General features: G+C 33.0%; 26 protein-coding genes. 21 read left to right on the forward strand and 5 right to left on the reverse strand.

Annotated features, from left to right (window positions below):
* Both KA830_RS00005 and KA830_RS00010 read left to right on the forward strand, forming a co-directional pair.
* On the forward strand, nucleotides 1–351 hold a 351-nt coding region (locus KA830_RS00005), incomplete at its 5' end, for an LPXTG cell wall anchor domain-containing protein (protein ID WP_210134042.1).
* Between the two features lie 192 nt (nucleotides 352–543).
* Complete coding sequence (locus tag KA830_RS00010) at nucleotides 544–882, forward strand: hypothetical protein (protein ID WP_046206576.1); 339 nt, start codon at nucleotides 544–546, stop codon at nucleotides 880–882.
* Nucleotides 883–1,026: 144 nt separating this feature from the next.
* On the opposite strand, the gene KA830_RS00015 is transcribed toward KA830_RS00010, so the two are convergent.
* Entirely contained in the window at nucleotides 1,027–1,968 is a 942-nt protein-coding gene (locus KA830_RS00015; RefSeq protein WP_204179905.1) for a DsbA family protein, read from the reverse strand.
* Between the two features lie 139 nt (nucleotides 1,969–2,107).
* Here KA830_RS00015 and KA830_RS00020 point away from each other — a divergent pair, with 139 nt between their 5' ends.
* Together KA830_RS00020 and KA830_RS00025 are read left to right on the forward strand one after the other, a co-directional pair.
* Nucleotides 2,108–2,668 (forward strand): TetR family transcriptional regulator, encoded by a 561-nt coding sequence (locus KA830_RS00020; RefSeq protein ID WP_064209133.1) that lies wholly within the window; start codon nucleotides 2,108–2,110, stop codon nucleotides 2,666–2,668.
* A gap of 26 nt (nucleotides 2,669–2,694) precedes the next feature.
* Nucleotides 2,695–3,036 carry a DoxX family protein gene (locus KA830_RS00025; protein ID WP_070658088.1) on the forward strand — a complete coding sequence of 114 codons (342 nt, stop codon included), beginning with the start codon at nucleotides 2,695–2,697 and terminating at the stop codon, nucleotides 3,034–3,036.
* A 74-nt stretch (nucleotides 3,037–3,110) separates the two neighbouring features.
* Here KA830_RS00025 and KA830_RS00030 read toward each other — a convergent pair whose 3' ends face one another.
* Together KA830_RS00030 and KA830_RS00035 are read right to left on the reverse strand one after the other, a co-directional pair.
* Nucleotides 3,111–3,563, reverse strand: coding sequence for a hypothetical protein (locus KA830_RS00030; RefSeq protein ID WP_046206580.1), 453 nt, complete (start codon nucleotides 3,561–3,563; stop codon nucleotides 3,111–3,113).
* 2 nt (nucleotides 3,564–3,565) lie between these two features.
* Entirely contained in the window at nucleotides 3,566–4,372 is an 807-nt protein-coding gene (locus KA830_RS00035; protein ID WP_204179906.1) for a DUF3100 domain-containing protein, read from the reverse strand.
* A 176-nt stretch (nucleotides 4,373–4,548) separates the two neighbouring features.
* On the opposite strand from KA830_RS00035, the gene KA830_RS00040 reads away from it, so the two are divergent.
* Both KA830_RS00040 and KA830_RS00045 read left to right on the forward strand, forming a co-directional pair.
* Nucleotides 4,549–5,718 (forward strand): YbfB/YjiJ family MFS transporter, encoded by a 1,170-nt coding sequence (locus KA830_RS00040; protein WP_070037070.1) that lies wholly within the window; start codon nucleotides 4,549–4,551, stop codon nucleotides 5,716–5,718.
* 289 nt (nucleotides 5,719–6,007) lie between these two features.
* Nucleotides 6,008–6,985 (forward strand): tRNA dihydrouridine synthase, encoded by a 978-nt coding sequence (locus tag KA830_RS00045; RefSeq protein ID WP_073344702.1) that lies wholly within the window; start codon nucleotides 6,008–6,010, stop codon nucleotides 6,983–6,985.
* Between the two features lie 56 nt (nucleotides 6,986–7,041).
* Here the strand turns inward: KA830_RS00045 and KA830_RS00050 are convergent, their stop codons facing one another.
* Nucleotides 7,042–8,232, reverse strand: coding sequence for an MFS transporter (locus KA830_RS00050; RefSeq protein WP_064209137.1), 1,191 nt, complete (start codon nucleotides 8,230–8,232; stop codon nucleotides 7,042–7,044).
* A gap of 441 nt (nucleotides 8,233–8,673) precedes the next feature.
* On the opposite strand from KA830_RS00050, the gene KA830_RS00055 reads away from it, so the two are divergent.
* The 10 genes from KA830_RS00055 to KA830_RS00100 all read left to right on the forward strand — a co-directional run bounded on the left by KA830_RS00055 (nucleotide 8,674) and on the right by KA830_RS00100 (nucleotide 19,371).
* The gene (locus KA830_RS00055; protein ID WP_204179907.1) at nucleotides 8,674–9,639 is read left to right on the forward strand and encodes a DUF4352 domain-containing protein; all 966 of its coding nucleotides are present in this window, start codon (nucleotides 8,674–8,676) and stop codon (nucleotides 9,637–9,639) included.
* A 23-nt stretch (nucleotides 9,640–9,662) separates the two neighbouring features.
* Nucleotides 9,663–10,013 carry a DUF4064 domain-containing protein gene (locus KA830_RS00060; protein ID WP_046206585.1) on the forward strand — a complete coding sequence of 117 codons (351 nt, stop codon included), beginning with the start codon at nucleotides 9,663–9,665 and terminating at the stop codon, nucleotides 10,011–10,013.
* A 367-nt stretch (nucleotides 10,014–10,380) separates the two neighbouring features.
* Nucleotides 10,381–11,469, forward strand: a complete 1,089-nt coding sequence (locus KA830_RS00065) for a M23 family metallopeptidase (RefSeq protein WP_210134043.1) — start codon at nucleotides 10,381–10,383, stop codon at nucleotides 11,467–11,469.
* Between the two features lie 170 nt (nucleotides 11,470–11,639).
* Nucleotides 11,640–12,398: a glycerophosphoryl diester phosphodiesterase gene (locus tag KA830_RS00070; protein ID WP_204179908.1), complete on the forward strand. Its 759-nt coding sequence runs from the start codon at nucleotides 11,640–11,642 to the stop codon at nucleotides 12,396–12,398.
* Between the two features lie 275 nt (nucleotides 12,399–12,673).
* Nucleotides 12,674–13,102, forward strand: a complete 429-nt coding sequence (arr, locus tag KA830_RS00075) for an NAD(+)--rifampin ADP-ribosyltransferase (protein ID WP_070658079.1) — start codon at nucleotides 12,674–12,676, stop codon at nucleotides 13,100–13,102.
* Nucleotides 13,103–13,294: 192 nt separating this feature from the next.
* On the forward strand, nucleotides 13,295–14,230 hold the full coding sequence (locus KA830_RS00080; protein ID WP_245337226.1) for an SLAC1 family transporter: 936 nt from the start codon (nucleotides 13,295–13,297) through the stop codon (nucleotides 14,228–14,230).
* A gap of 18 nt (nucleotides 14,231–14,248) precedes the next feature.
* Entirely contained in the window at nucleotides 14,249–15,433 is a 1,185-nt protein-coding gene (locus KA830_RS00085; RefSeq protein ID WP_204179909.1) for a MalY/PatB family protein, read from the forward strand.
* 34 nt (nucleotides 15,434–15,467) lie between these two features.
* A complete protein-coding gene (locus KA830_RS00090; RefSeq protein WP_064209143.1) occupies nucleotides 15,468–15,926 on the forward strand; it encodes a MarR family winged helix-turn-helix transcriptional regulator in 459 nt (152 codons plus the stop codon).
* A gap of 196 nt (nucleotides 15,927–16,122) precedes the next feature.
* Entirely contained in the window at nucleotides 16,123–17,766 is a 1,644-nt protein-coding gene (locus tag KA830_RS00095; RefSeq protein ID WP_204179910.1) for an alpha-keto acid decarboxylase family protein, read from the forward strand.
* Nucleotides 17,767–17,883: 117 nt separating this feature from the next.
* Nucleotides 17,884–19,371 carry an aldehyde dehydrogenase family protein gene (locus KA830_RS00100; RefSeq protein ID WP_046206593.1) on the forward strand — a complete coding sequence of 496 codons (1,488 nt, stop codon included), beginning with the start codon at nucleotides 17,884–17,886 and terminating at the stop codon, nucleotides 19,369–19,371.
* Nucleotides 19,372–19,501: 130 nt separating this feature from the next.
* On the opposite strand, the gene KA830_RS00105 is transcribed toward KA830_RS00100, so the two are convergent.
* Complete coding sequence (locus KA830_RS00105; RefSeq protein ID WP_204179911.1) at nucleotides 19,502–20,731, reverse strand: NADH-dependent flavin oxidoreductase; 1,230 nt, start codon at nucleotides 20,729–20,731, stop codon at nucleotides 19,502–19,504.
* Between the two features lie 304 nt (nucleotides 20,732–21,035).
* On the opposite strand from KA830_RS00105, the gene KA830_RS00110 reads away from it, so the two are divergent.
* From KA830_RS00110 to lplA, 5 genes are read left to right on the forward strand one after another with little or no spacing between them, the layout of a single operon-like run.
* On the forward strand, nucleotides 21,036–22,040 hold the full coding sequence (locus KA830_RS00110) for an LLM class flavin-dependent oxidoreductase (protein WP_046206595.1): 1,005 nt from the start codon (nucleotides 21,036–21,038) through the stop codon (nucleotides 22,038–22,040).
* A 26-nt stretch (nucleotides 22,041–22,066) separates the two neighbouring features.
* On the forward strand, nucleotides 22,067–22,399 hold the full coding sequence (locus KA830_RS00115) for a glycine cleavage system H family protein (protein ID WP_046206596.1): 333 nt from the start codon (nucleotides 22,067–22,069) through the stop codon (nucleotides 22,397–22,399).
* Nucleotides 22,400–22,402: 3 nt separating this feature from the next.
* Entirely contained in the window at nucleotides 22,403–23,191 is a 789-nt protein-coding gene (locus KA830_RS00120) for a protein-ADP-ribose hydrolase (protein WP_204179912.1), read from the forward strand.
* A complete protein-coding gene (locus tag KA830_RS00125; RefSeq protein WP_204179913.1) occupies nucleotides 23,184–24,068 on the forward strand; it encodes an SIR2 family NAD-dependent protein deacylase in 885 nt (294 codons plus the stop codon). The genes KA830_RS00120 and KA830_RS00125 overlap by 8 nt, the downstream gene beginning before the upstream one ends.
* A 9-nt stretch (nucleotides 24,069–24,077) precedes the next feature.
* Nucleotides 24,078–25,100, forward strand: coding sequence for a lipoate--protein ligase (gene lplA / locus KA830_RS00130; protein ID WP_070658069.1), 1,023 nt, complete (start codon nucleotides 24,078–24,080; stop codon nucleotides 25,098–25,100).
* Nucleotides 25,101–25,108 lie beyond the last annotated feature (8 nt).

The following is a 25,108-nucleotide window of genomic DNA, read 5'->3' on the forward strand; positions in this document are numbered from 1 at the left end:
GAAGAACCAGGTACAGGAGAAAAACCAGGTACAGGAAAAGAACCAGGTACGGGAGAAAATCCAAGTACAGAAGGAAACTCAAATACTCAAGAACCGAAATCAGGAGAAAGTTCAGATATAAGCCAACCATCTAAACGCGATCATATTTCAGAGTTAGAACAAAATCAAACTTCAAAAATAGTAAATGATCGTTCCGATAACTCTAGAAAAATTAATGATAATAGATCTGAATTACCTGAAACAGGAAAAGATGAAATTAATAAAGGTACTTTATTTGGTTCATTATTTGCAGGTTTGGGTGCGTTATTACTAGTTTTCAAACGTCGTAGAAAAAATGAAGAAGATAAATAATTAATAAATTATAAAAATAGTATTAAATAAAGAAACCTGAGACATGTGCAGTCTCAGGTTTTTTTACTATCTAATTATTGTTTAAATAAAACTGATTATAAATTGAGTTTGATTTATTATGAATAGTTTATTAATTGTGCGTAATGTGTATATACTAATTATAGATATAAAAAATTAAAATGGGGTTTCTGTATGTATATCATCGTTCAATATAGCAGAGGTAACACACTATTTTACTTGCGTAATAGAAATCAAGAACCAATCAATTCAAAAGTAGTAGCAATTTCTAAAACTAAATATAATGAAGGATTGTTACAACACATCTATAGGATACTTTCTCAAACGAATCATAGTGTTAAAGAAATAGACTTTGTAGTAATAGAAATGAATGACATAGAATCAATAAAAATAAATGCAGTTTGTGAAGTGAGTAGGTATTTAGAAGCGCAGCTAAATAAAAATATCATTGTAACTAATAGTATAGAAACTTTTAATTACAATGAATATTTGAAAAAATATAAAACGACATGAGTAAGAATATAAATGCAATAAAGTGACACTATTATATAAACATATTTGATAAATTGATTAAATTTCACCTGTATTGAGCAAGTACATATAGTGTTTGATGAATGTAAGCTATTTCGCTCACAATGTCAGTTAGATTGTCATGTATTACGATAAAATAAATTCATAATAATTTTCACCAAGGATATTTTTGGCTGTGTAAACTGAAGGACTCAAATTTTGTTCAACGAAATTTGGTACTTCGCCTTGCGCAATATTATACATAATTTCAATTTCTTTAGAAAATAAACGATGTTGTTTTTTTAAATATAATTCTAAATCTGGCAATGGTTTTGAAACGGTTTTTCCATTATTGTTAAGTTTTTTAAGTGTATCTATATAAACATTTAAATCTCTAGCACCTACAATTTTGGTACCTTGGTTATCATGATTTACTATGACAACTGTAGGGAAACCTCTGACACCTAATTCTCGTACTAAGTTAAAATCGTTTGAAAGTAGTTGCTGGCCTTGCGTACTATTTGCTAAATCAAAAATAGTTTCAATATTTATTGCTTTATTGTTTTTATATAAAGTTTGTACAATTGATTTAAGTATTTTGTTATCAGAAATATTTTGGTTAAAGACGAAAACAGCTTCCCTCACTAATCTAATAAATTCAATAGCAGAAGTCGGGGAATCTAATTGCTGAATCGCTTTATACAATCGAGATGCTGGGTATGAAGATTGCACAGGATCTAATTCCATAACTGTACCATCGATAGGCATGCGTGAATATTGACCTACTTCTTGCCAATGTGGTGTCACATCAGCTGGTTTATAAATGCCATTAGCAGGATCAATAGGACCATCCCCCCAAGCTTCTAAAAGACCACCCATAATCATTTGAAAATTAAACAAATGACCGTACTGAACTAACAGTTTATTTAAAATTGGTTCGAAAGCCCAACAATGTGAACACATAGGATCAGTTATATAATATAAAGTTAAATTAGGACTTTGGTTGTTCAAGTTTATGTTTTCTACTTCATTTTCTTCACTCGGTTTGCAAACACCCGAATACATATCACATACCATATTTTTTTCCATAATTGTACCTCCGTAGTTTAATTAAATTGATATACTCTTATGATAAGTAGTAATATGAATAATAAGTACCAACAAATTGTAGAAAATGTTGAATATTCAACATCCAGAATTAAATGTTGGGAGAAAATGAGGGAGTCGAATGGTACAATCAAAATCAGACTTGCGCGTCATTAAAACGAGAAAATCTATCATGCAAGCTTTTATCAAATTGTCTGGTGTTAAAGATTTTAAAAGTATAACTGTAAAAGATATTACACAAGAGGCACTTATCAATAGAGCTACGTTTTATTATCATTTCAGTGATATCTATGATTTGTTAGAAAAAGCGCTTGCTGAGGAACTATTAATTAATTTAAATTATGAATATTTTGAATATAAACCATTGAGTGAAAATACAATTATCGACATCTTTAAAGTAGTGGCAGAGTTTCAATTGTCTTTAAATAGAAGATGTCATAGGAGTTATCCTGAGACAATAGACCATATTGTTCAAGAACATATTGCAAATGTATTGTATAAATTGTTGAATGATATTGACTTTGAAGAAGATAGTACACGACAATTGGCTGCAAACATGATAAGTGCAAGTATCTATAAAGCAGCTGAAACATGGTACCAAAAGGATAGTGAGATGTTACCTGAAAATTATATTAAACGCATTACGCCTTATATGATTTCTGGTTTGCTAGCGTATGACTAAGATAAAAATGAAAAGGGGTCGTTAAAATGAGTATTATTATCATTATATTGCAAATAATTTTGGGGATATTTTTTATCATGACAGGATCTAAAATTTTATCTGGTGCAATGAAACAAGATTTTGCGCGTCTTGGCTACCCACCTATTTTTAATCAAATTACAGGAATTTTTGAATTTGTAGGTGGTCTGGGGATGTTGATAGGTGTGTTGTATAATGTGATTGCTTTATTATCAAGTATATTACTAGGTGCAACGATGTTTGTTGGTGCAATTTCATTGATTTTCTTAGGCAAGGATCCAATTAAAAAAGCGATTCCAGCTATTGTACTCTTTTTATTGAACTTTATAGTATTCATTTATTATATTTAAAATATTTTCTGACTTTAATTATCCCCGTACAAACGATAGATTGAATTGTTTGTACGGGGATGATTATGTGTAGATTATGCTAAACCTTGAATGCTTAAAACAATTTCTGCTACAAGGGCAGAACCTACGTATGTACTGAGCAATATTACGGTTCCTACGACAATTGTTTTCCAACCTAACTTAGCAAAATCGGCCCACGAATTTCCTATAGAAACACCTGCATATGCAACCACTGGTGTAGCTAATGACAACAGATCTACTTTTTCAGTCCATTCAACAATGTGTGATGATCCAGGGATGCCTGGTATTGTAATGATGAGTCCGATTATCCCAATATAAGCAATACTAGGTATATTTAAAGGAACAATATCACGTAAGATTAAACCGCTTAATGCAATGCCCATTAATGTAAGAATGCCCGGTAAAGCTTCTATTGGCATAACACTGTAACCAATCCAATTACTAAAAAGTGAAATAATGCCTACCACACATAATGTGAGTATCCAGTTTGTAACTTTTGAATTCATACTCATTGCTCCTTATCTTTTGTGAATTTTGATTTAATATGCATAATAAAGCTGTAATATTTTCGAGTTAATGGCAAAGCAATTAATATACCCACATAAAGCCCTGTGACAGATGTAAGTAAATTACTCACACCAGAGAATGCTGTAATTGTACTAGCTTGGTCAGGATACATTTCAACTAAGGGACCTAGTGCAGCAGCAGTCATCACACCACTTCCTACACCTGTTGCCATTGCAAATGCTAATGGGCTAAAAGGTAAAATAGAGATTAGTATGCCGGAGAAAATGCTAAAAAATATTGCCCCAAATATCGTTCCAAATATATACATGGACATGACTCCTCGCCATTCAGGAGAGGTAATACCATATTTTTCAGTAATAAGTGCTAAATTTGGTTCTCTACCTATTGAATGTGTCATGCCTATAGATTCTCTACGTAAACCTAAAAGTATAGCTAGCGGTAATGAAATAATAATAGTAGCTAAATTTCCGGCTTCTTGAAGTATTAAAGCGGGTCCAGCTGCAATAATTTTAGGAAGGGCAGGTCCAGCCTCTACCCCGAATTTTGCTATGAGTAATGCTACAGAAATAAAGACCATTGGTTCAGAGTGCTTAGCTTGTCTTTTACCTATAATAGGTGTGAAATATACTCCCAAACCAAGTAATACTGCGTAAACTACTGGTAACAATAGGATTGAAGTTATACCTAATGGAATTTTATGTGCGCCAATCACTTCAGAAATGATCATAATGATTAGGACAATGCCATGTAATCTCCAATCTTTCCAAAGCATATTTTGTTGTTGCATAACAATCCCCCTAATAAAAATCTGAAAATTCAAAATAATAATAATGCCTATTCTATACTTACTATTTCAAAATTAAAAGGGGTTGAAGATAATATTATTGATTGCTAATGAAAAAGTATTTGTAAATATCATGAAAAGTGTATAATGTAATTAATTTATTGAAAGGTGTGTAAAGTATGAAAGAAGCGTATAAGCAACTTGTTTTAGGTATGTTGTGTTTGTTTATTGTTATGGCAATTGGACGTTTTGCATATACGCCCATCATGCCTTTTATGCAGCTTAATACCAGTATGGACAATCCGAGTGCTGGTATGTTGGCTACATATAATTATTTAGGGTATCTTATTGGCGCAATAATTCCAATTTGGATTATTGTATTTAATAAGGTAGTCGATCTTAAAATATATTTAATGATTAATATTATTTCAACACTATTCATGGGTATTTTTGATAGTTATATCTTATGGGCTATTTTTAGATTTGTTTCTGGTGTGTCTAGTGGTACTGTTTTTGTATTAGCATCAAATGTTGCGTTAGAAGCATTAAAAATGGTTCGAAAAGAACGTATATCAGGTCTACTTTATAGTGGTGTAGGTTTAGGTATTTTTTCAAGTAGTATCTTTATTTTTTTATTTACTTCAGTGAATACATGGAAAACGACTTGGGTTTTGCTCGGTATTTTTTCATTAATCATGGCTATTTTTATTATATTTGGTATGCGTGAAAATGATCGTACTGATCACGAAAGCCATAAAACAAACGAAAGTCAATCTAATGTATCAAGTAAGTTGAAGAAAAAATTTATTTGGGGATTTTCCATTGCATATTTTTGCGAAGGTGCTGGATATATTATTACGGGCACATTTTTGGTTGCCATTGTTAAATCGATACCCTCGTTATCAGACTATGCAGCATTAAGTTGGATGTTTGTTGGGTTAGGCGCGATACCATCGACCATTCTTTGGTCTATGTTGGCTGATATGTTAGGCCATGGTAAGGCGACCTATTTAGCTTTTATTTTACAAATAATAAGTGTTACTTTGCCAATACTATCAGAAAGTATGTTGAGTTTGATTCTAAGTTCATTATTATTTGGTTCAACGTTTTTAGGGCTTACTACATTATTTATGTCCAAAGCACAAGCTTTAATGTATCAAAATAATAGTAAGCTGAACTTAGTTGCGATATTGACTGTCATATACAGTTTGGGGCAAATGATTGCACCTGCATTGTCAGGATTATTAATTGGAAGCGCAGGGAACTTCAATGCAGCCTTGATTTTTGCTGCTGCTATTTTATGTGTAGGGTTATTTAGTAGTATGTATAGTTACCGGACTAGGTATTAAATGAATATTTTCTTATAACTTTGATAATTTTGTTAAAAAGTGAAGAAAAATCATGAGATAGATCGCCTTCTGCATGTATAACTTGAACTGCTTTCGAAAATATTTAAGGTGACAATAGATTTATTTTGAATGCGTAACTATTCGATTATTTAGGTAATAAGTTTTTAGATAAGCTGTTTTCGAGTTGCTTTTGGAAGTTTATAATCTTTTTGTATAAGTCCAATTTTTGTGGTAATATCGTCATGGATAAAAATTCGAGATAATAATAGATAAGAAGGTTAAAATATATATGAAAGAAAATTTTTGGCGTGAATTACCGCGTCCATTTTTTGTTTTGGCGCCTATGGAAGATGTAACAGATGTAGTCTTTCGTCATGTAGTCAGCGAAGCGGGAAGACCTGATGTCTTTTTCACTGAGTTTACAAATACGGAAAGTTTTTGCCATCCTGAAGGCGTACATAGCGTACGTGGCCGTTTAACTTTTACAGAAGATGAACAACCCATCGTTGCACATATTTGGGGTGATAAACCTGAACATTTTCGTGAAATGAGTATTGGCATGGCAGAGATGGGGTTTAAAGGCATTGATTTGAATATGGGTTGTCCAGTTGCGAATGTTGCAACAAAAGGTAAGGGTTCAGGACTAATATTACGTCCTGAAACTGCAGCTGAAATTATTCAAGCATCTAAAGCAGGAGGGTTACCTGTAAGTGTTAAAACACGTTTGGGTTATTCTGAAATTGATGAATGGAGAGAGTGGTTGAAACATGTTTTTCAGCAAGATATTGCGAATTTATCAATTCACCTGCGTACACGTAGAGAGATGAGTAAAGTAGACGCCCATTGGGAATTAATCGGTGAAATTAAAAAACTACGTGATGAAATTGCACCAAATACATTATTGACGATAAATGGTGATATTCCAGATAGAAAAACTGGGCTTGAACTGGCAGAAAAGTATGGTATCGATGGTATCATGATTGGACGTGGGATTTTCCATAATCCTTATGCTTTTGAAAAAGAACCAAGAGAACATACGAGTGCAGAACTTTTAAACTTGTTGAGACTTCATCTTGATTTGTTCGACAAATATTCACAAGAAGAAACACGCTTATTTAAACCGTTGCGCAGATTCTTTAAAATATATGTGCGTGGCATCAGAGGTGCAAGTGAGTTAAGACATCAACTGATGAGTACAAATACGACTGATGAAGCACGTGAACTACTAGATGAATTTGAAGCAAATATGGAAACAACAATACAATAGTAAAAATTTGAATATATAAATAGGCTTGGAAATCTTAATATTTTAGATTTTCAAGCCTATTTTTGCTTAATGGTAAGAGCAATAACGAATGCTATGACCATAAAACTAGTAATCATTAAAACTACGCCAGGCCATTGAATATAGTTATAAAACACACCGGCTAAAGTACCACCTACAGAAGAACCCATATAATAAAATAATAAGTATAGGCTAGAGGCCTGTGCTTTATGGTCTTCTGCACGACTGGTAACGACTGCACTTGCAATTGCATGCCCACTAAAAAAAGCATAAACACTAAAGGCTAAGCCAATAATTTTAAATGTTAGCGGTGGCAATAAAGTGATGTTAATACCGAAAATTAACAATAAAACACTGAATTTCAAGGCATTTAAAGTACCTAATTTCATACGTAATTTTGCGTTTAGTATTGAGGAAATCATGCCTATTAAAAACAATAAGTAAATAAAACTAATGATACTATCATGTAAATTATATGGTTTTTCTGATAACACGAAACCAATATAGTTAAATGCTGCGATGTTACACCCAAGTAGCAGAAAGCCAATCATAAATGGTTTGAGCAATCTGATATTTGTTAGATGCTTATAATAACTCATTAATAATGTTTTTACAGAAAAACGCTGTTTTTCAAAATGTTTAGATGATGGTAATAAAAATGTAAATAAAATGGCTGCAATAAGACTGATTATACCTATAGAAATTAGGCCAGTTTGATATCCATATATACTTGAAATAAAACCGGTGAATATTCTTCCAAAGGCGCCGCCAAAAGCATTTCCACTAATATAAATGCCCATCGCCTCAGGTAAATTTTGTGATGAAATTTCTTCACCAATATAAGCCATTGCGATTGATGGTAAACCAGCTAGACATATGCCTTGGATTAATCGCACAATTAAAAAAGTATTGAAATCTGTTAAAAATGGTTGTATTAAGGCGAGTAAGGATACAGAAAGAACAGAAAAAATCATTATAGGTTTACGGCCTAACACTTCGGATAGTGCCCCGAAAAATAGCATAGCAATCGCTAAGGTAATGGTTGCTGCTGATAAAGCTAAACTTGAAACAGTTTCACTAATATTAAATGACTTTGTGAAATGTGGAATCAAAGGTTGAACACTATATAAGATAGAAAAGATAGTAAAACCGGAAATGAAAAGTGCAATAATGATTTTTAAATAGTCTTTCGAACCTTTTGTCACATAATGTTTTTTTAAATTATTCAATATCATGCCCCACTTATTAGTTGATATATTTATGGTAGCATGTAATTAATAATATAAAAAATATATTATTTATACTTGCATTTTTTGGTAAAAACATAAAGTTCATTTTTATGACATATCACATAATAGAACACTTACAGCTTTGTAACAATTTGAACAGAGATTTGAATAAATCATATAAAAAGAAAAATTTTAATATGACTGTAGGACTAATTATTTATGAAATTTCGTTTCTAAGATAATTATTTCTACAGTCATTTTTGTAACAAAAATAGGTTTTCCTAAGATAGCACATTAATAAAATTTTAAATTAACATAAATTTCAAAAAAATGATTGATTTTAACTAAATATGTTATAAGATTATGTAGTATGGTTTAAAATAATTTTAAAGTTGAACAAAATTCAAATTAACTGTAAATGTAAAATGAGGAAGTGGTAAAATGAAAAAACTATTGTTTTTGGCTGTTTTAATCATATGTATCTTAGCTGGTTGTAATACGGAAGGTAAGGAAACAAAATCTGACAGAAAAGAAGATAATAAGTCAAAAGCTACGAATACTATGAAGAATTTTAAAATTGGACAAGTAGTGGACGCTGATGGTGTAGATGTGAAATTAGCAAAAGTAGAATATGTAAATAATTATGATGAATATAGTGAACCTGAAAATGGCAGAGTTATAAAAGTATATTTGAAATTTAAAAATAATAATGACGATCAAATATTAGTTGATTCGACTGATTTTAGCATGAAAGTGAACGGTGAAAATTATCAAGAATGGTACGGGGAGAGTGAAGGAGACTCAGGGTTTTCACATCAATTGAACAAAGGAAATACTGGATCAGGTATGATTACTTATGACGTTCCTGAAAATGATACATATACTTTAGAAATGGATGCTACGCCAAATTTTGAAAATATTAAAGCAAAATGGAACATAAAGAAAGAAGATATTAAAGAAGCGAGTAATCAACAAACTAGTAATTCTGTATCAGCAAGTAATGATAATGAAAGTACAAGTGAAACAGCGGATGCTGAAAAAACTGATACCGAAAAAGAAGATGATGAAAGCGATGAAATAACATATCCAGCAGAAATGTATAACACATTAGTTGATGAATATAATGAACTCACGGATGGTGAAAAAATGGACCATGTTGATCATGAGGTATTAGAGATAGAATATGATCAATTAGAAGCACGTGTTGATGAATTATACAATAAAAAGATGGAAGAAGAAGATCAAGCATTTGAAGAAGAAATGAAAAAGCAAGATGAAGCATACGAAAAGGAAATGGATGAGATAGATAAAGAATATGAAGAAGAAATGGATGAAATAGATAAAGAGTATGAAGAAGATATGAAACAAAGCGAAGAAGATGAAACTGCTGAAGATGAAGCAGCGTAGTAAAAAGAAAAGGAGTAATTTATATGAATGAGTATATTGGAAAAAAACAAACAAATAGAGTAGCAGAAATGATTTTAGGAATATTAGGAAGTATATTTGGTATTATAGGTGGCTTATTCGCTATAATGGTCGACGGTATTGGCAAAGAATTTGGAGCAACAGATAGTGGCAGTATAACTGGATTAGGCGTAGCGGTTATAATAACTTGTATAATAACACTGGTTCTTAGTTGTATTATAAACAAAAAAAGAGTCTTAATAGGAATATTATTAATCATAGGTGGTATTTTAAATATAATTTTTATAAGCTTTTTTGGTATTTTATCAGGTATATTAATATTAGTAGCCGGTATATTAGCATTAATAAGAAAGTAATACAGTAGACAAAAAATAGTATTAAACCATCCGAGACATAGATAATGATGTCTCGGTTTTTTTGTATCAAGCTAATGTTAATTAGATAATTATTAGCCTTGTATATAAATGTACTTAAAAATGTATTTATTCGATTGTTAACTTTGTAATAGAATAAGGAAAGCTTTTTAGAAAATGAAATACCATAACACGCTATTTTTTTGAAATTTTGAAGGTGCAATCGTAATACATATTAGGAATTTTCAAAAAATTTACGTTACATCACAAATAAATTACTAACAAATTAAAAAACAGTTTCTGCTATTCTTTTTATACAGTTTCTCTGATACTATTATGTATGTAAAAATTTTGGGAGGACTTATTAATTATGAAAAAAATGGTTACAGCAACAATTGCTACATTATCTTTAGGTGCAATTGGTATCGCACAAGGTGAAGCACACGCTTCAGAAAATAATCAATCTAATACACAGTACACAAGCAATCAGTCTTATAGTGATATTTTTAATTATGGATATATTGATCAAGATGATAATGGGAACTATCATCACACATTAGATGGAAATTGGGATCAATCTATGTTTGATCAACAACAATATTATTTCTATTTAATAGACGATGAGGGGAATTATCATTACTATTATTTCCCAATGAATAATCAAAGTGCTAATAACACTTCAAACAACGCTTCAAACGTAGATAATGTAAATGTCTCAGATGATAATAACTACACTGATGACCAAAGTCATGAAGAAGTACAATCAGAAGGTTATGACATCAACCAAACATCAGAAAACGATGATGTTGATAATAGTGCAACAACGAACCATGGCACTGAATCTGGACAAACAGCACAAAGTAATTCTAATAATGTAAATCATACACAAAATAACGCATCAACAAATAACAATTATGAAACAAGTTACACACAAAATAATGGTACGAATAATGTGCAACAAAACACTACATCAAGTAATGATTCAACACCACAACAACAAGCTGCACCACAACAAAAAGCTACACAATCAGAAGTAGCATCAAACAGTAGTAATAATAGTACACATTCATCAAATTGGTTAACTAAAAATCGTCAATTACAACCTTATGGTAGTTACCATGGCGGTGGTGCACACTATGGCGTTGACTACGCAATGGATGAAAACACACTAGTTTATTCATTAGCAGATGGTACAGTAATTCAAAGTGGTTGGAGTAACTATGGTGGTGGTAACCAAGTTACAATCCAAGAGAAAAACAGTGATAACTATCAATGGTATATGCATATGAATTCTTTAAATGTTAAATCTGGCCAAGAAGTTAAAGAAGGACAACAAATTGGTTTATCAGGAAGTACAGGAAATTCTACTGCACCTCATTTACATTTCCAACGTATGTCAGGTGGCGTGGGGAACGGATATTCTGTTGATCCAACTTCATATGTAAATTCAAAATCATAATATATGACACCTATTGGTCGCCTTTGAACTCCTATTAAGGATACAGAAGGCGACTTTTTTGTTTGATTTTCGACTATAAAATGTTTTTTCTGATAATAGCTTAGATAATTTGAATTATGGTTCATGACATATCATAATTACACTAAAATCACATTGAAGGGGAAGATGATATGTTTACAGTTTATGCTCATAGAGGATTATCAAGTAAAGCACCTGAAAATACAATGGCAGCATTTGAAGCAGCTGCGCATGTGCCTGGATTAAAATGGATTGAGCTAGATGTTGCAATAACAAAAGATGAACAACTCGTCATTATTCATGATGATTTTTTAGATAGAACAACAGATATGATTGGCGAAATTACACAATTGAATTATGATGAAATCAAACAAGCATCTGCTGGCAATTGGTTTAATGCTAAATATGCAGAGGAAAAACTGCCGACTTTTGATGAGGTGGTTGCATTAGCTAATAAATATAAAATGAATTTAAATATTGAATTAAAAGGTGTAACAGGTAAAGATGGTAGTGTGTTATCAGAAAGTATGATTAAACAAGTTGCTGAAAAATTAAACACATTAAATTCAAATTTAGATATTTTATTATCTAGTTTTAATATTGTTTTATTGAAATTAGCACAGCAGCTAATGCCACAATATAAGCGAGCAGTTCTTTTTAAAGCAGCAGCATTTACAGGTGATTGGAGAATACTTTTAGACTATTGTGAATCAACGATTGTCAATATTGAAGATGCAAAACTGTCTCAAGCACGCGTGCGTTCAATTAAAAATGCTGGTTACGAATTAAATGTATGGACGGTGAATAGTAAAGCGAGGGCAAATCAATTGTCCAATTGGGGCGTAGACGGCGTGTTTACAGATAAAGCTGATGAGTTAGTCCATTTAAATAGTGGGTTTATTGCTGATTAAATTAATATAATTATCATATATAAAACGGTGCTGCAAAACTTTTTGAAGTTGATTAGCTCCGTTTTTAATTTAGATGTAACAGAAGTTTCGTTTAAGCAAGCGCTATGTCGTACATTATTTTTATAATCAACAATTGTTAAAAAATAATATAAATATAAAACCTCCTTTGCTTTAATTATACGATGCGAGTGTCAGATATTATAGTCTATATTTTCCAATAGATATTGCATATAATAATTGAACAGCTTACTGATTATGAGGGGGGAACTTAAGCGATGAACAGTGAAACAGCTCAATTTGGACAAAACTTATATTTACATGGTACAAAAGTTAAATTAGAGATAGGTGATTTACTGCATCCATTATATAAATCGAATTATCAAGATCGAATTATGAACCATATATATTTCACAGGTACATTAGAAGCCGCAAAATGGGGAGCTGAACTTGCAGTTGCTTTATCTAAGGATAGGGCAGAAGAGCATATTTATGTTGTTGAACCATTGGGAGAATTTGAAGACGATCCGAACGTCACAGATAAAAAATTACCTGGCAATCCAACGCTTTCTTATCGCTCTACTGAACCACTAAAAATTGTCGCGGAATTAAGCGTATGGGAAAGACATTCGGATGACGATATTAACCAAATGCTCAAGGGTTTAAAGCAGTTGAGGGACAAAGGATTAGATATTATTGAAGATTAATATATCGATATGAATGTCACATTCAAATATGTGCATATATTGAAATAATACAAAAATAAAGGCACAGAAGATTAGGCAAGATGATAAAAAGGTAACGAAATAATAATCTTATTTTACACATAAATAGTTTAAGCATAGTATAGTAATGATATAACTAAATATTGTAAAAGGATTAAAATTATGTTTTATAAATTGATTAAAGTATTACCAACGGCTATTTGTGGATTAGCATTAGGTATCGCTTCGCTTAGTAATTTACTGTTTAATATGTCTTGGTATGGTTTAGCAGTGTTATTTTTTATATTGAGTTGCATCATTTTAGTGTTATTTATTAAAAAGTGTATATTGTATCCTCATACAGTATATAATGAATTGAGTGATCGTCATATCTGCGCTACCTTCCCAACGTTTCCAATGGCTTTAATGACAATCATTTACATCATAAAGCATCACTTGAATGTCAATCTTGGTTTACTATTATGGTTATGGTGGTTAACGATTATCATCCAATTTATCATTATTGCAGGTTTTATTTACTATCATCTAATATTACATAACAAAGGTACTGTTTTGCCGAATACGAGTTGGTTTGTAACATTTGTAGGGATAGGTGTAATAGCTGAAACTGCAAAAGAATTTAATCCAGTCCTAGGTGAATTCACGGTATATATAGCAACCTTTTGTTTTATAATACTAATAGCGATTATTTTAATCAAAAAAACTTGGCGCTTATATAATGAAAATCAATTTCCAATGTCAATCATTATAGCGGCTCCTGCAGCACTTTGTCTTAATGGGTTTTTAATCAGTGCAAAATCGAATGACATCATTATAATGGTAAGTGGTTTTATAATATCCCAACTACTTTTTATGGTCTCATTAATGTTTATTCCTAAGTTAGTGGCTATAAATTTTAAATTTTCATTTGCCGCTTTAACATTTCCGTGGGTAACAACAGCGACTGCTTATTTTAATTTTATGATTCATGTGCGTTTTCCGAGCGTATTACAAAATTTATTACAATTCATGTTGATATGTGAAATTATATTTGCGTTATTAGCTGTTGTGTATGTCATTTTGGGTTATATTGTTTTTTTGAGAAAAAGAATCAACAATAATGTGTTTTAAGGTAAAGGAGTGGTTGTAATGATTTATCATTTTAATGAAGTTGTTAATAGAAAGCAGACGCGATCAGTTAAATGGGATACGATGGAAGATGTGTATCATATTGATGATGCTTCAGATGTACTGCCAATGTGGATTGCGGATATGGATTTTAAAGCGCCACAACCAGTGATTGAAGCGTTACAGAAATGTGTCGATCACGGTGTGTTTGGCTATTCTTATTTAGATGAAGACTGCAAAAAAGCGATTCAATCTTGGTTTCATAAACGTCATGATTGGCATATTGAGAAAGATTGGATTCTTGCGCATTCAGGTGTAGTTCCTGCGATAGCATCAATTATTGAAACATTTACGACTCCAAAAGATAGTGTTTTAATCACGCCTCCGGTTTATCCACCTTTTTCCAATTTGCCTTCAGGTATGAATCGACAATTAATAACGTGTGCTTTGATAGAAGATGAGAGAAATTACTCAATCGACTTTGAAGACTTTGAAGAAAAGTTAAAGCAAGGCGTAAAAATGTTTATCTTATGTAACCCACATAATCCAGGCGGCATTGTTTGGTCTAAAGACACTTTGGAAAAAGTGATTGAATTATGTGTGAAATATGATGTGTTAATACTATCAGATGAAATTCATGCTGATTTGGTATTTACTGATTATCAACATATCCCGCTTGATAAATTAGCATCTGAAAAAGAAGCACAAAAAATCATTACGTGCACTGCACCTACAAAAACATTTAATCTAGCAGGTATTCATGCTGCTTTGATTATTTCACCCAATAAAGATATTAGACAAGCATTAGAGTCAAACTTTGCGGCACATGGTTTAGGCGTTAACCGTATTAGTCCATTTGGTGCAGCTGCACTAGAATCTGCCTATACTCATGGGGAAGATTGGCTTGATGAACTCATAGATATTGTGTCTTCAAATATGGATTATGCTATTTCAGAAATTACTAAAGCCATCCCACAAATAAAAATTCAAAAGCCTCAAGCAACCTATTTGTTATGGATTGACTATAGAGAAACGGGTTTAACTGAAGAAGAAATGATGAGAAAGTTACTAGAACAAGGCAAAGTTGCGCTTGAACCTGGTACAAAGTATGGTGAAGAAGGCAGAGGCTTTTTAAGAATGAATGTAGCTTGTGCGCCTCAAACTGCCAAAGATGGTGTTCAACGTTTTATTAAAGCTTTGAGTTAAAGGTTCCCCAAAAATTTTAAAAGGACAGTGACTTATGGAAATAAAAAATAATGACTATGAAAATTTGCTATTTTACTTCGCATATAAAACATTTATTACGACAGCGGATGAAATCATTAAAGATTATGGTTTGAATCGTCAACACCATAGATTTTTATTTTTTATTGAAAAAGTCCCTGGCATCTCGATTAAAGATTTATTGAAAAAGTTAGAAATTTCTAAGCAAGGTAGCCATGCAACTTTAAAAAAACTAAGAGATGAAGCATTCATTGTAGAAAAACAGGCACCAGAAGATAAGCGTATTAAAACGTTATATCCAACAGAAAAAGGCCGCAACTTAGTGCGTAAATTAAATAAAGCACAAAATGATATGTTTAAAGAAATTCAAGAAAAAGTTGGCAATGATTGGTATGCGATTATGGAAGAATTTGCTTCATATAGAGAAGGATTCCAATCAGTAAAATATTTGAAAGATGAGAAGAATAATTTTTAAAGTATGTGTATGTCAATAGAATAGCAAAATTGTACCTACTTAATACAATCGTTTATATCAGAGGCTTGTTTTCTAGATGTTAGAAAAAGCCTCTTTGTTTGGTTATGTAAATAAGTCAATAAACTTGACCTAATTTATTTAACAAGTTATATTTAATGTGTAATGAAAACGAAACACATTAAAGGAGAAATGATGTATGCAAAAAAGAGTAGGACAATATTTAATGGATGCAATTCGCTCAGTTGGTGTTGATAAAGTATTTGGTGTACCTGGTGACTTTAATCTTACATTCTTAGACGATATTATCAATCGAGAAGATATGGAATGGATTGGTAACACAAATGAACTTAACGCAAGTTACGCAGCAGATGGTTATGCAAGAATTAAAGGCATTAGTGCAATGGTAACAACATTTGGTGTGGGAGAGCTAAGTGCGGTTAACGGTATTGCAGGTGCATATGCAGAACGTATACCAGTCATAGCAATCACAGGCGCACCAACACGTGAAGTTGAACGTGCTGGTAAATATGTACATCATTCATTAGGTGAAGGCACATTTGATGATTATCGTAAAATGTACAAACATATCACAACAGCACAAGGATATATCACTCCAGAAAATGCACAAACTGAAATTCCTCGATTAATCAATGCAGCAATTAATGAAAAACGTCCCGTTCATATACATTTACCTATAGATGTAGCTGCTGTAGATATTGAAGTAGAAACACCATACCAATATACTGCACCAGCCAAACAAGATGTTGACAGTTATATAGAAATAATAGAAAACAAATTAAAAAATGCAAAGCAACCTTTAATTATAGCTGGACATGAAATCAATAGTTTTGCGTTGCATGATAAACTAGAACAATTTGTTAACCAAACACATATACCAGTTGCTCAATTGTCCTTAGGTAAAGGGGCTTTCAATGAAGAGAATCAATATTATATGGGTATTTATGACGGAAAGATTGCAGATGAACAAATTAAAGCTTATGTAGATCAAAGTGATGTCATTTTAAATATCGGAGCAAAACTTACAGATTCTGCTACTGCTGGATTTTCTTATGGATTTAATTTAGAAAATGTAATCATGATGAATCATCATTATTTTAAAGTTGACGAATTACGTGATGAAGAAGTAAAACTCGTAGATTTACTAGATGGTTTGTTGAATATTGATTATACAGCTGATGTGAATTATCCACGTTATCAAGTAACTAACGAAACGGTTGAATTAAGTGATGAACCATTAAAACAGTCAACATATTTCAAATTAATGCAGCAATTTATTCAGCCTCAAGACGTTATACTTGCTGAACAAGGCACGTCATTCTTTGGTGCTTATGATTTACTATTCTCTAAAGATAATACATTTATAGGACAACCATTATGGGGATCAATCGGTTATACTTTACCTGCGACTCTAGGAACACAAATTGCGGACAAACAACGTAGAAACGTGCTGTTGATTGGTGATGGTTCGCTTCAACTAACTGTTCAAGCATTATCAACAATCATACGTGAGGCATTAAAACCTGTTATTTTTGTCATCAATAACGATGGATATACAGTGGAACGTAAAATTCACGGTGAAACTGCACTGTACAACGATATTAAAATGTGGAACTACAAGCAGTTACCGTTCGTGTTTGGTATGAAGGAAACAGACGTTCAAATACATGATGTTACAACAAGTAATACGTTGGCAACGGCATTAGACGAAATTAATCAAAAACCTAACATAATGCATTTTGTAGAAGTTCACATGGATGTACATGATGCACCAGAAAAATTAGATGCTATAGGTAAGGCTTTTGCCCAACAAAATGGTTGATGATTGGAATTTTTTAAAAAACAGCGATATTCGTTTACAATGAAATTGAGAAGTTAGGTTAACTATTAACTCAAATAAAGTTATTATCAATAACGTCAAAGCAAAGGAGAGATTGTCATGACAGTAAATATAAAAGATTATGTTGATGAGAATTACGGATTGTTAATTGATGGTGAATTTGTAAAAAGTAATAGTGGAGAAACATTAGAAGTTGTTAACCCAGCCACAGGGGAGATACTCTCAAATATTTCCAAAGCTGACGAAACGGATATCGACAAAGCTGTATCATCAGCTCAAAGCGCCTTCGAATCATGGAGTTTAACTTCTAAAACGGAGCGTGCGGATTTATTAAGAAAAATTAGTGAAAAATTGATGGCAAATAAAGATAAGCTTGCAACAGTGGAAACGTTGAATAATGGTAAACCGATTCGTGAAACCTCAACAATTGATATACCGTACGCTGCAAGACATTTTAACTATTTTGCAAGTGTTATTGAAACACATGAAGGTTCAGTGAATGATATTGATAAAGATACTATGAGTATCGTACGGCATGAACCTATTGGCGTTGTAGGTGCTGTAGTAGCTTGGAATTTCCCAATGCTCTTAGCAGCATGGAAAATTGCACCAGCCATTGCGGCAGGGAATACAATTGTTATTCAACCATCATCTTCAACGCCGTTAAGCTTATTAGAAGCAGGTAAGATTTTTCAAGAAGTATTGCCACAAGGTGTGGTTAATATCGTAACTGGTAAAGGTTCAGAATCAGGTAATGCTATTTTTAATCATGAAGGTGTAGATAAATTATCATTTACAGGTTCAACAGATGTCGGCTATCAAGTTGCTGATGCAGGTGCAAAACGTATTGTCCCTGCTACTTTAGAACTTGGTGGTAAAAGTGCAAATATTATTCTAGATGATGCAAATTTAGACTTAGCTGTTGAAGGTATCCAACTCGGTATATTATTTAATCAAGGTGAAGTATGTAGTGCAGGCTCACGTTTATTAGTCCAAGAAGGTATATACGACGCGTTAATTTCTAGATTAAAAGAGGCATTTTCAAATATTAAGGTTGGAGATCCATTAGATGCGCACACGCAAATGGGTAGCCAAACGAGCGATGAGCAGATGAATAAAATATTGTCTTATATTGATTATGCTGAACAATCTAATGCTGAGGTACTAACTGGAGGTAAACGTATTGTCGCAAATGGATTAGATAAAGGTTACTTTATAGAACCAACACTTATTGCGGTTAGCGATAATAATAATAAGTTGGCCCAAGAAGAAATCTTTGGTCCTGTTTTAACAGTAATCAAAGTAAAAGATGATCAAGAAGCGATTAAAATTGCTAATGATTCTGACTATGGCTTAGCGGGTGGCGTATTCTCACAAGATATTACACGCGCACTGAATATTGCTAAAGCAGTCAGAACAGGAAGAATTTGGATAAATACGTATAACCAAGTGCCGGAAGGTGCACCATTTGGTGGTTATAAAAAATCTGGTATTGGTCGTGAAACGTATAAAGAAGCATTGAGTAATTATCAACAAGTTAAAAATATATTTATCGATACAAGTAATGAATTAAAAGGCTTATATTAAGTGTTTTTCTATAAATTTTGTGAAAATGATGATAAAAAGCAGCCGCAAAAATTAGAACTCTAATTTTCGCGGCTGCTTTTTAAAACGGTACATATGCTTTAAGAATCATGGTTCTTATATCGTGGAAGTCTTAAGTCTCATTTTCATGATCTACTTCCTTATAATTTACTGCATCATAATTTGTTTCAAGTTTACGCAATTCATCTCGAGTTTCTTTCTTTAATCCTTCACCGTAATCCATCATTTTTACAATATCTTTAAAAGCAGCATAAGGAATTGCCAATTCATCTATATCTTCCAAGGTTATATGCAAATCAATGTCTTCTGGTCTTTGTTCTTTTAATTTGGTAACAAAGTCTGGTTCAGTTACAAATGGTGATGACATGCCCACCATATCTGCATTTTGTAAGGCGTCTAAAGCGCTATCCGGAGAATTAATCCCACCACTAGCAATGAGCGGAATGCGTCCGTTAAGATATTGATAAACGACTGCATTGACATATTCTCCGTTATATTTTCCTTCAGAACGTACTTTGTTTTGATAGATTTGACGTCCCCAACTTGCAATCGCTAAATATTGAATATTGGCAGTTTCTAGCACCCAGTCTAAGTGACGGTTAAACTCATCAACAGTGTAACCTACATCACTACCTCGTGTTTCTTCGGGCGTGGCACGGTAACCTAAAATAAATTGTGGGGGCGCTTCTTGATCAATAACATTCTGAACAGCTTTTAATATTTCTAATTCAAAGCGTGATCTATTCTCTAAATTTTGACTTCCGTATGCATCAGTCCTTAAATTTGAGAAAGTTGAGAAAAATGTTTGAATTAATAGGCGTTGTGCAGCTGAAATTTCAACACCGTCAAATCCAGCTTTTATTGCGCGTGAGGTTGCATCTGCGTATTGTTGTATTACGGATTTGATTTTGTCTGTAGTCATAGATAAAACTTCATGCTTAATTGGTGAATTTAAGGTCATTGCACTTGGTCCGTAAACCTGACCAAAGTTTAAAATTGCTTGATTTGAAAAACGGCCAGCATGCGTAAGTTGTAGTATTGCTTTGTTTCCGTCTTGTTTCATGGCATTGGCTAAAGTAGTTAAGCCAGGAATACAACTATCATCAGTAATGCTAAAACCATATTCAAATAATTGTCCATAAGGTTCAATATAAGCGGCGCCAGTAACTTGAAGTGGTGCTGAATGTGCACGACGTCGTGCATAGTTAATATCTGCCTCTGTGATATGTCCGTCCTGTGTAGAAGAATTAGTTGTCATTGGAGATAAAACAAAACGGTTGTTTAAGACAATACCATTTGGCAAAGTGAGTGGCTTTAATAAAGTATTGTAATTCATATTCATAATTATAACCTCTATCTTCGTTGTTATTATTAATTTTAAAGTAACACTTAAATATAAAAGGGTCAAAACTAGGAAAAGTAAAAAAATTTTTAAGCAAAATCTAACAAAAATTCTCTATATCCGTTATCCTATAAGGTGTAGACAATTTAAAGTGGACGTATGTTGAATGATGCAAAGTGTATTGTGGTACTGCGTTGCATTTATCTTAACTGAAAGTTATAAGATACTCAAATATACTCGCTTTAAGTGCAATCGTTAACAAAGCATATTGTATGATGTATGATTGGTGGAGGTGGTAGTTCACGTGGTTCAATTTAATGTGTTAGATTACGCTGTGATTGATGAAGGCAAATCTGCCGAAGAAGCTTTACAAGATACTGTTCATTTAGCACAATTAGCTGACAAACTCGGCTATAAACGATTTTGGCTAACAGAACATCATAATGTACCAGCATTTGCATGTAGTAGTCCTGAATTATTAATGATGCAAATACTGAATAAAACACAGAACATTGCTCTGGGGTCTGGTGGGGTGATGTTACCTCATTACAGCCCGTATAAAGTTGCCGAAAACTTTCGTATGTTAGCAGCACTTCATCCTGAACGTGTCGATTTAGGTATAGGCAATAATGCAGGTACTGCTCAAGTGAAAGCAGCGATGAATGAAACAAAATCACATTTTTTAGACTACGGGCAGTCTATTGAAGATGTGAGACATTATTTAACAGAGCAACAGACGCAGCAACGGCATCATCGCGTTGTAGCACAACCAAGTACGACATTTATTCCAAGTATGTGGTTGCTCAGTACCAGTGTAGCATCAGCTAAAAAGGCAGGTGCTCAAGGTATGGGGTACACATTAGGTACTTTTCTATTACCTAATGCGAAAGCAATAGATAAAGCAAAAGATAGTGTGAAAATGTATAGAGACGCATTTCAACCATCGTCATTAAATATGGTGCCATCTGTGATGATTACTGTCTTTATTGCATTGGCTGATTCAGCAGAAGAAGCGGAAACTTTAGCCCAAAGTTTAGATATATGGTTATTAGGCAAGGAACAATTTGCTGAGTTTGAGCGTATGCCCTCTCCTGAAACAGCACGATCTTATCATTGTACAGAGAAAGATGAGCGACAAATCGCTCAAAGTCGTGCACGTATCATTGTAGGCACAAAAGAAAGTGCGAAGCCACAAATCGATCGTATGATTCAAGATTTTAATGCAGATGAAGTCATGGTGGTACCTTTGATACCGAGTATTGAAGCACGTTGTCGAGCTGTTGAATTGCTTGCAGAAATATATTTATAAAATATTAATGAAGGGAAGTATTTATGATGAAAAAATTAGCGAATTATTTATGGGTAGAAAAAGTAGGAGCACAATATGTTTATAGTATGACACCAGAGTTACAAGACGATATAGGTACCGTTGGTTACGTGGAATTTATAGGGGACGATGAAGTAAAAGTAGATGATGAAATCGTAAGTATTGAAGCTTCTAAAACAGTCTTAGATGTTCAATCTCCATTAGCTGGTACAATTGTAGAACGAAATACAAAAGCAGAAGATGAACCAACAATTTTGAATTCAGAAAAACCTGAAGAGAACTGGTTAGTTAAATTAGAAAATGTTGATGAAGCAGCATTTAACGCTCTACCAGAGGCATAATTTATGCAACAACAAGAACGCTTAGCTTATTTAATTGAATATTTATGGCGTGAAGCACACGGTGAAGCAACTTTAAATTTGCCAGAAGATGAAGCAACGCGTTGGGAAATGTATAGAGGGCTAACAAATGTAAGAGCACCTCAACCCATTGCTGACACTTATTTAGACGTGCAAGATGCATATTTACAAGCGATGAATCGTCAACATGTTACGCATATTGATACATTGTCGCCAATGATTGGTGACGATGTATTTTTATGGCAAGGAGATATCACTCAACTCAAAGTAGATGGGATTGTGAATGCAGCAAACAGTCAATTACTAGGTTGTTTTGAAGCCAATCATAATTGTATTGATAACATCATTCATACTAAAGCCGGGGTACAGCTACGTTTGGCATGTCATGAAATCATGGAAGCACAAGGGAAAAAAGAAGGTATAGGAAAAGCTAAAATAACATCAGGATATAATTTGCCAGCCCAATATGTAATTCATACAGTAGGGCCGCAAGTTCGCAAATTGCCAGTATCTGAGATGAATATAGATTTGTTGGCGCGCGCATATCGAAGTTGTTTAGAAATTGCAAAACAACATTCACTAAAAAGTATAGCGTTTTGCTGTATTTCTACAGGTGTGTTTGGCTTTCCACAAGCAGAAGCTGCAAAAATAGCCATTAACACCGTATTAAATTATAAAAAAGAGTATCATTTGGATGATATAAAGATAGTTTTTAATGTGTTCACTGATACCGATGCACAATTATATAAGGAGGAGCTAAAACGTTATGACTGAATCAACATGGCGTGTCATGTCAGCAAATCAAAGTTGCCAATCTGACGTATTAGCACAAGCTATAGATGAAGCGGATGCAATAGTTGTTGGCATAGGGGCAGGTATGTCTGCATCAGATGGGTTTACGTATATAGGAAAAAGATTTACTCAAAATTTTCCGGATTTCATAGAAAAATACGGATTTTTTGATATGTTACAAGCAAGTCTGCATACATTTGAAAGTTGGCAAGAATACTGGGCATTTCAAAGTAGATTTGTTGCATTGAATTATTTAGATCAACCAGTAGGTGCATCTTATGTTGCGCTAAAAGAAATACTAAAAAACAAAGCGCATCATATTATTACTACTAATGCAGATAATGCGTTTGCAGTAGCAGGATATGATTTGGACAAAGTGTTTCATATTCAAGGTGAATATATCCTATGGCAGTGTAGTCAACATTGTCATCCCCAAACCTACCGAGACGATGAGGCAATCCGTCAAATGATTCAAGCGCAATCAAATATGGAAGTACCGCGTGAACTCGTGCCACACTGCCCTAAGTGTGATGCACCTATGGAAATTAATAAGCGAAAAGCACAAGTCGGTATGGTAGAAGATGCAGATTTTGAGGCGCAATTATCTCGTTACAATCAGTTTCTTGAAAATCATAAGACAGGCAAAGTCTTATATTTAGAAATTGGTATTGGCTACACTACACCGCAATTTGTGAAGCATCCTTTTCAACGTATGACAAGGCAAAATCCTGATGCATTATTTATGACATTAAATAAAAAAGCATATAGAATTCCTCAAAACATACGCGAAAGAACGATACATTTAACGGACGATATTTCGACATTAATTTTAGAAGCAAATAATAAATTAACAAAGTAGGAGAAAACTATGTATTTAATTGAACCGATTCGTAACGGTGAATATATAACAGATGGTGCAGTTAATACTGCAATGCAAGTCTATGTTAGTCAAAATATATTTTTAGATGATGATATTTTATTACCTTATTATTGTGATCCAAAAGTGGAAATAGGTCGTTTTCAAAACACAGCAGTAGAGATTAACCAAGATTATGTAGATGAACATGGTATACAAGTGATGCGTCGTGAAACAGGAGGTGGCGCAGTTTATGTGGATCGTGGTGCTGTGAATATGTGCTGTCTTTTACAGAATGATCATTCGATATATGGTGATTTTCAAAAGTTTTATGAGCCAGCAATTAAGGCGTTACATAATTTAGGTGCTACCGAAGTCATTCAAAGTGGACGTAATGATTTAGAGATTAATGGAAAGAAAATTTCTGGCGCTGCTATGACTTTAATCAATGGACGTATCTATGGAGGTTACTCACTTTTATTAGATGTTGATTACGAAGCAATGATTAAAGTTTTAAAGCCGAATCGTAAAAAAATTGAATCTAAAGGAATTAAATCTGTTAGATCAAGAGTTGGAGCTATTCGCGAACATTTAGCAAATGAATATCAAAATATTACAATACATGAGTTTAAAGACTTAATGATTAAACAATTATTGGGCTTAGACGATATCAATGACGTTAAACGTTATGAATTAAGTGAAGCGGACTGGCGTGCGATAGATGAAATGGTGACAAATAAATATAAGAATTGGGAATGGAACTATGGACGTTCCCCGCGCTATGAATATAATAGAGATGCGAAATTAGCGGCAGGTACCATTGATATTACACTAGCTGTTGAACATGGTCGCATCAAGGCATGTCGTATTTATGGTGATTTTTTTGGTCAAGGCGATATTAGAGAAGTTGAAAAGCAACTTATCGGTGTTCGAGTTGTTAAAGCAGATTTGTTTGATGCTTTAAGTAAAATGGATATTCCTTACTATTTCGGTAAAACGTCAGCAGAAGAACTTGTTGATTTAATTTTAAGTTAATACTAAAA

This window comes from Staphylococcus sp. GDY8P119P (assembly GCF_017892075.1).
GTDB classification, from domain to species: domain Bacteria; phylum Bacillota; class Bacilli; order Staphylococcales; family Staphylococcaceae; genus Staphylococcus; species Staphylococcus ureilyticus.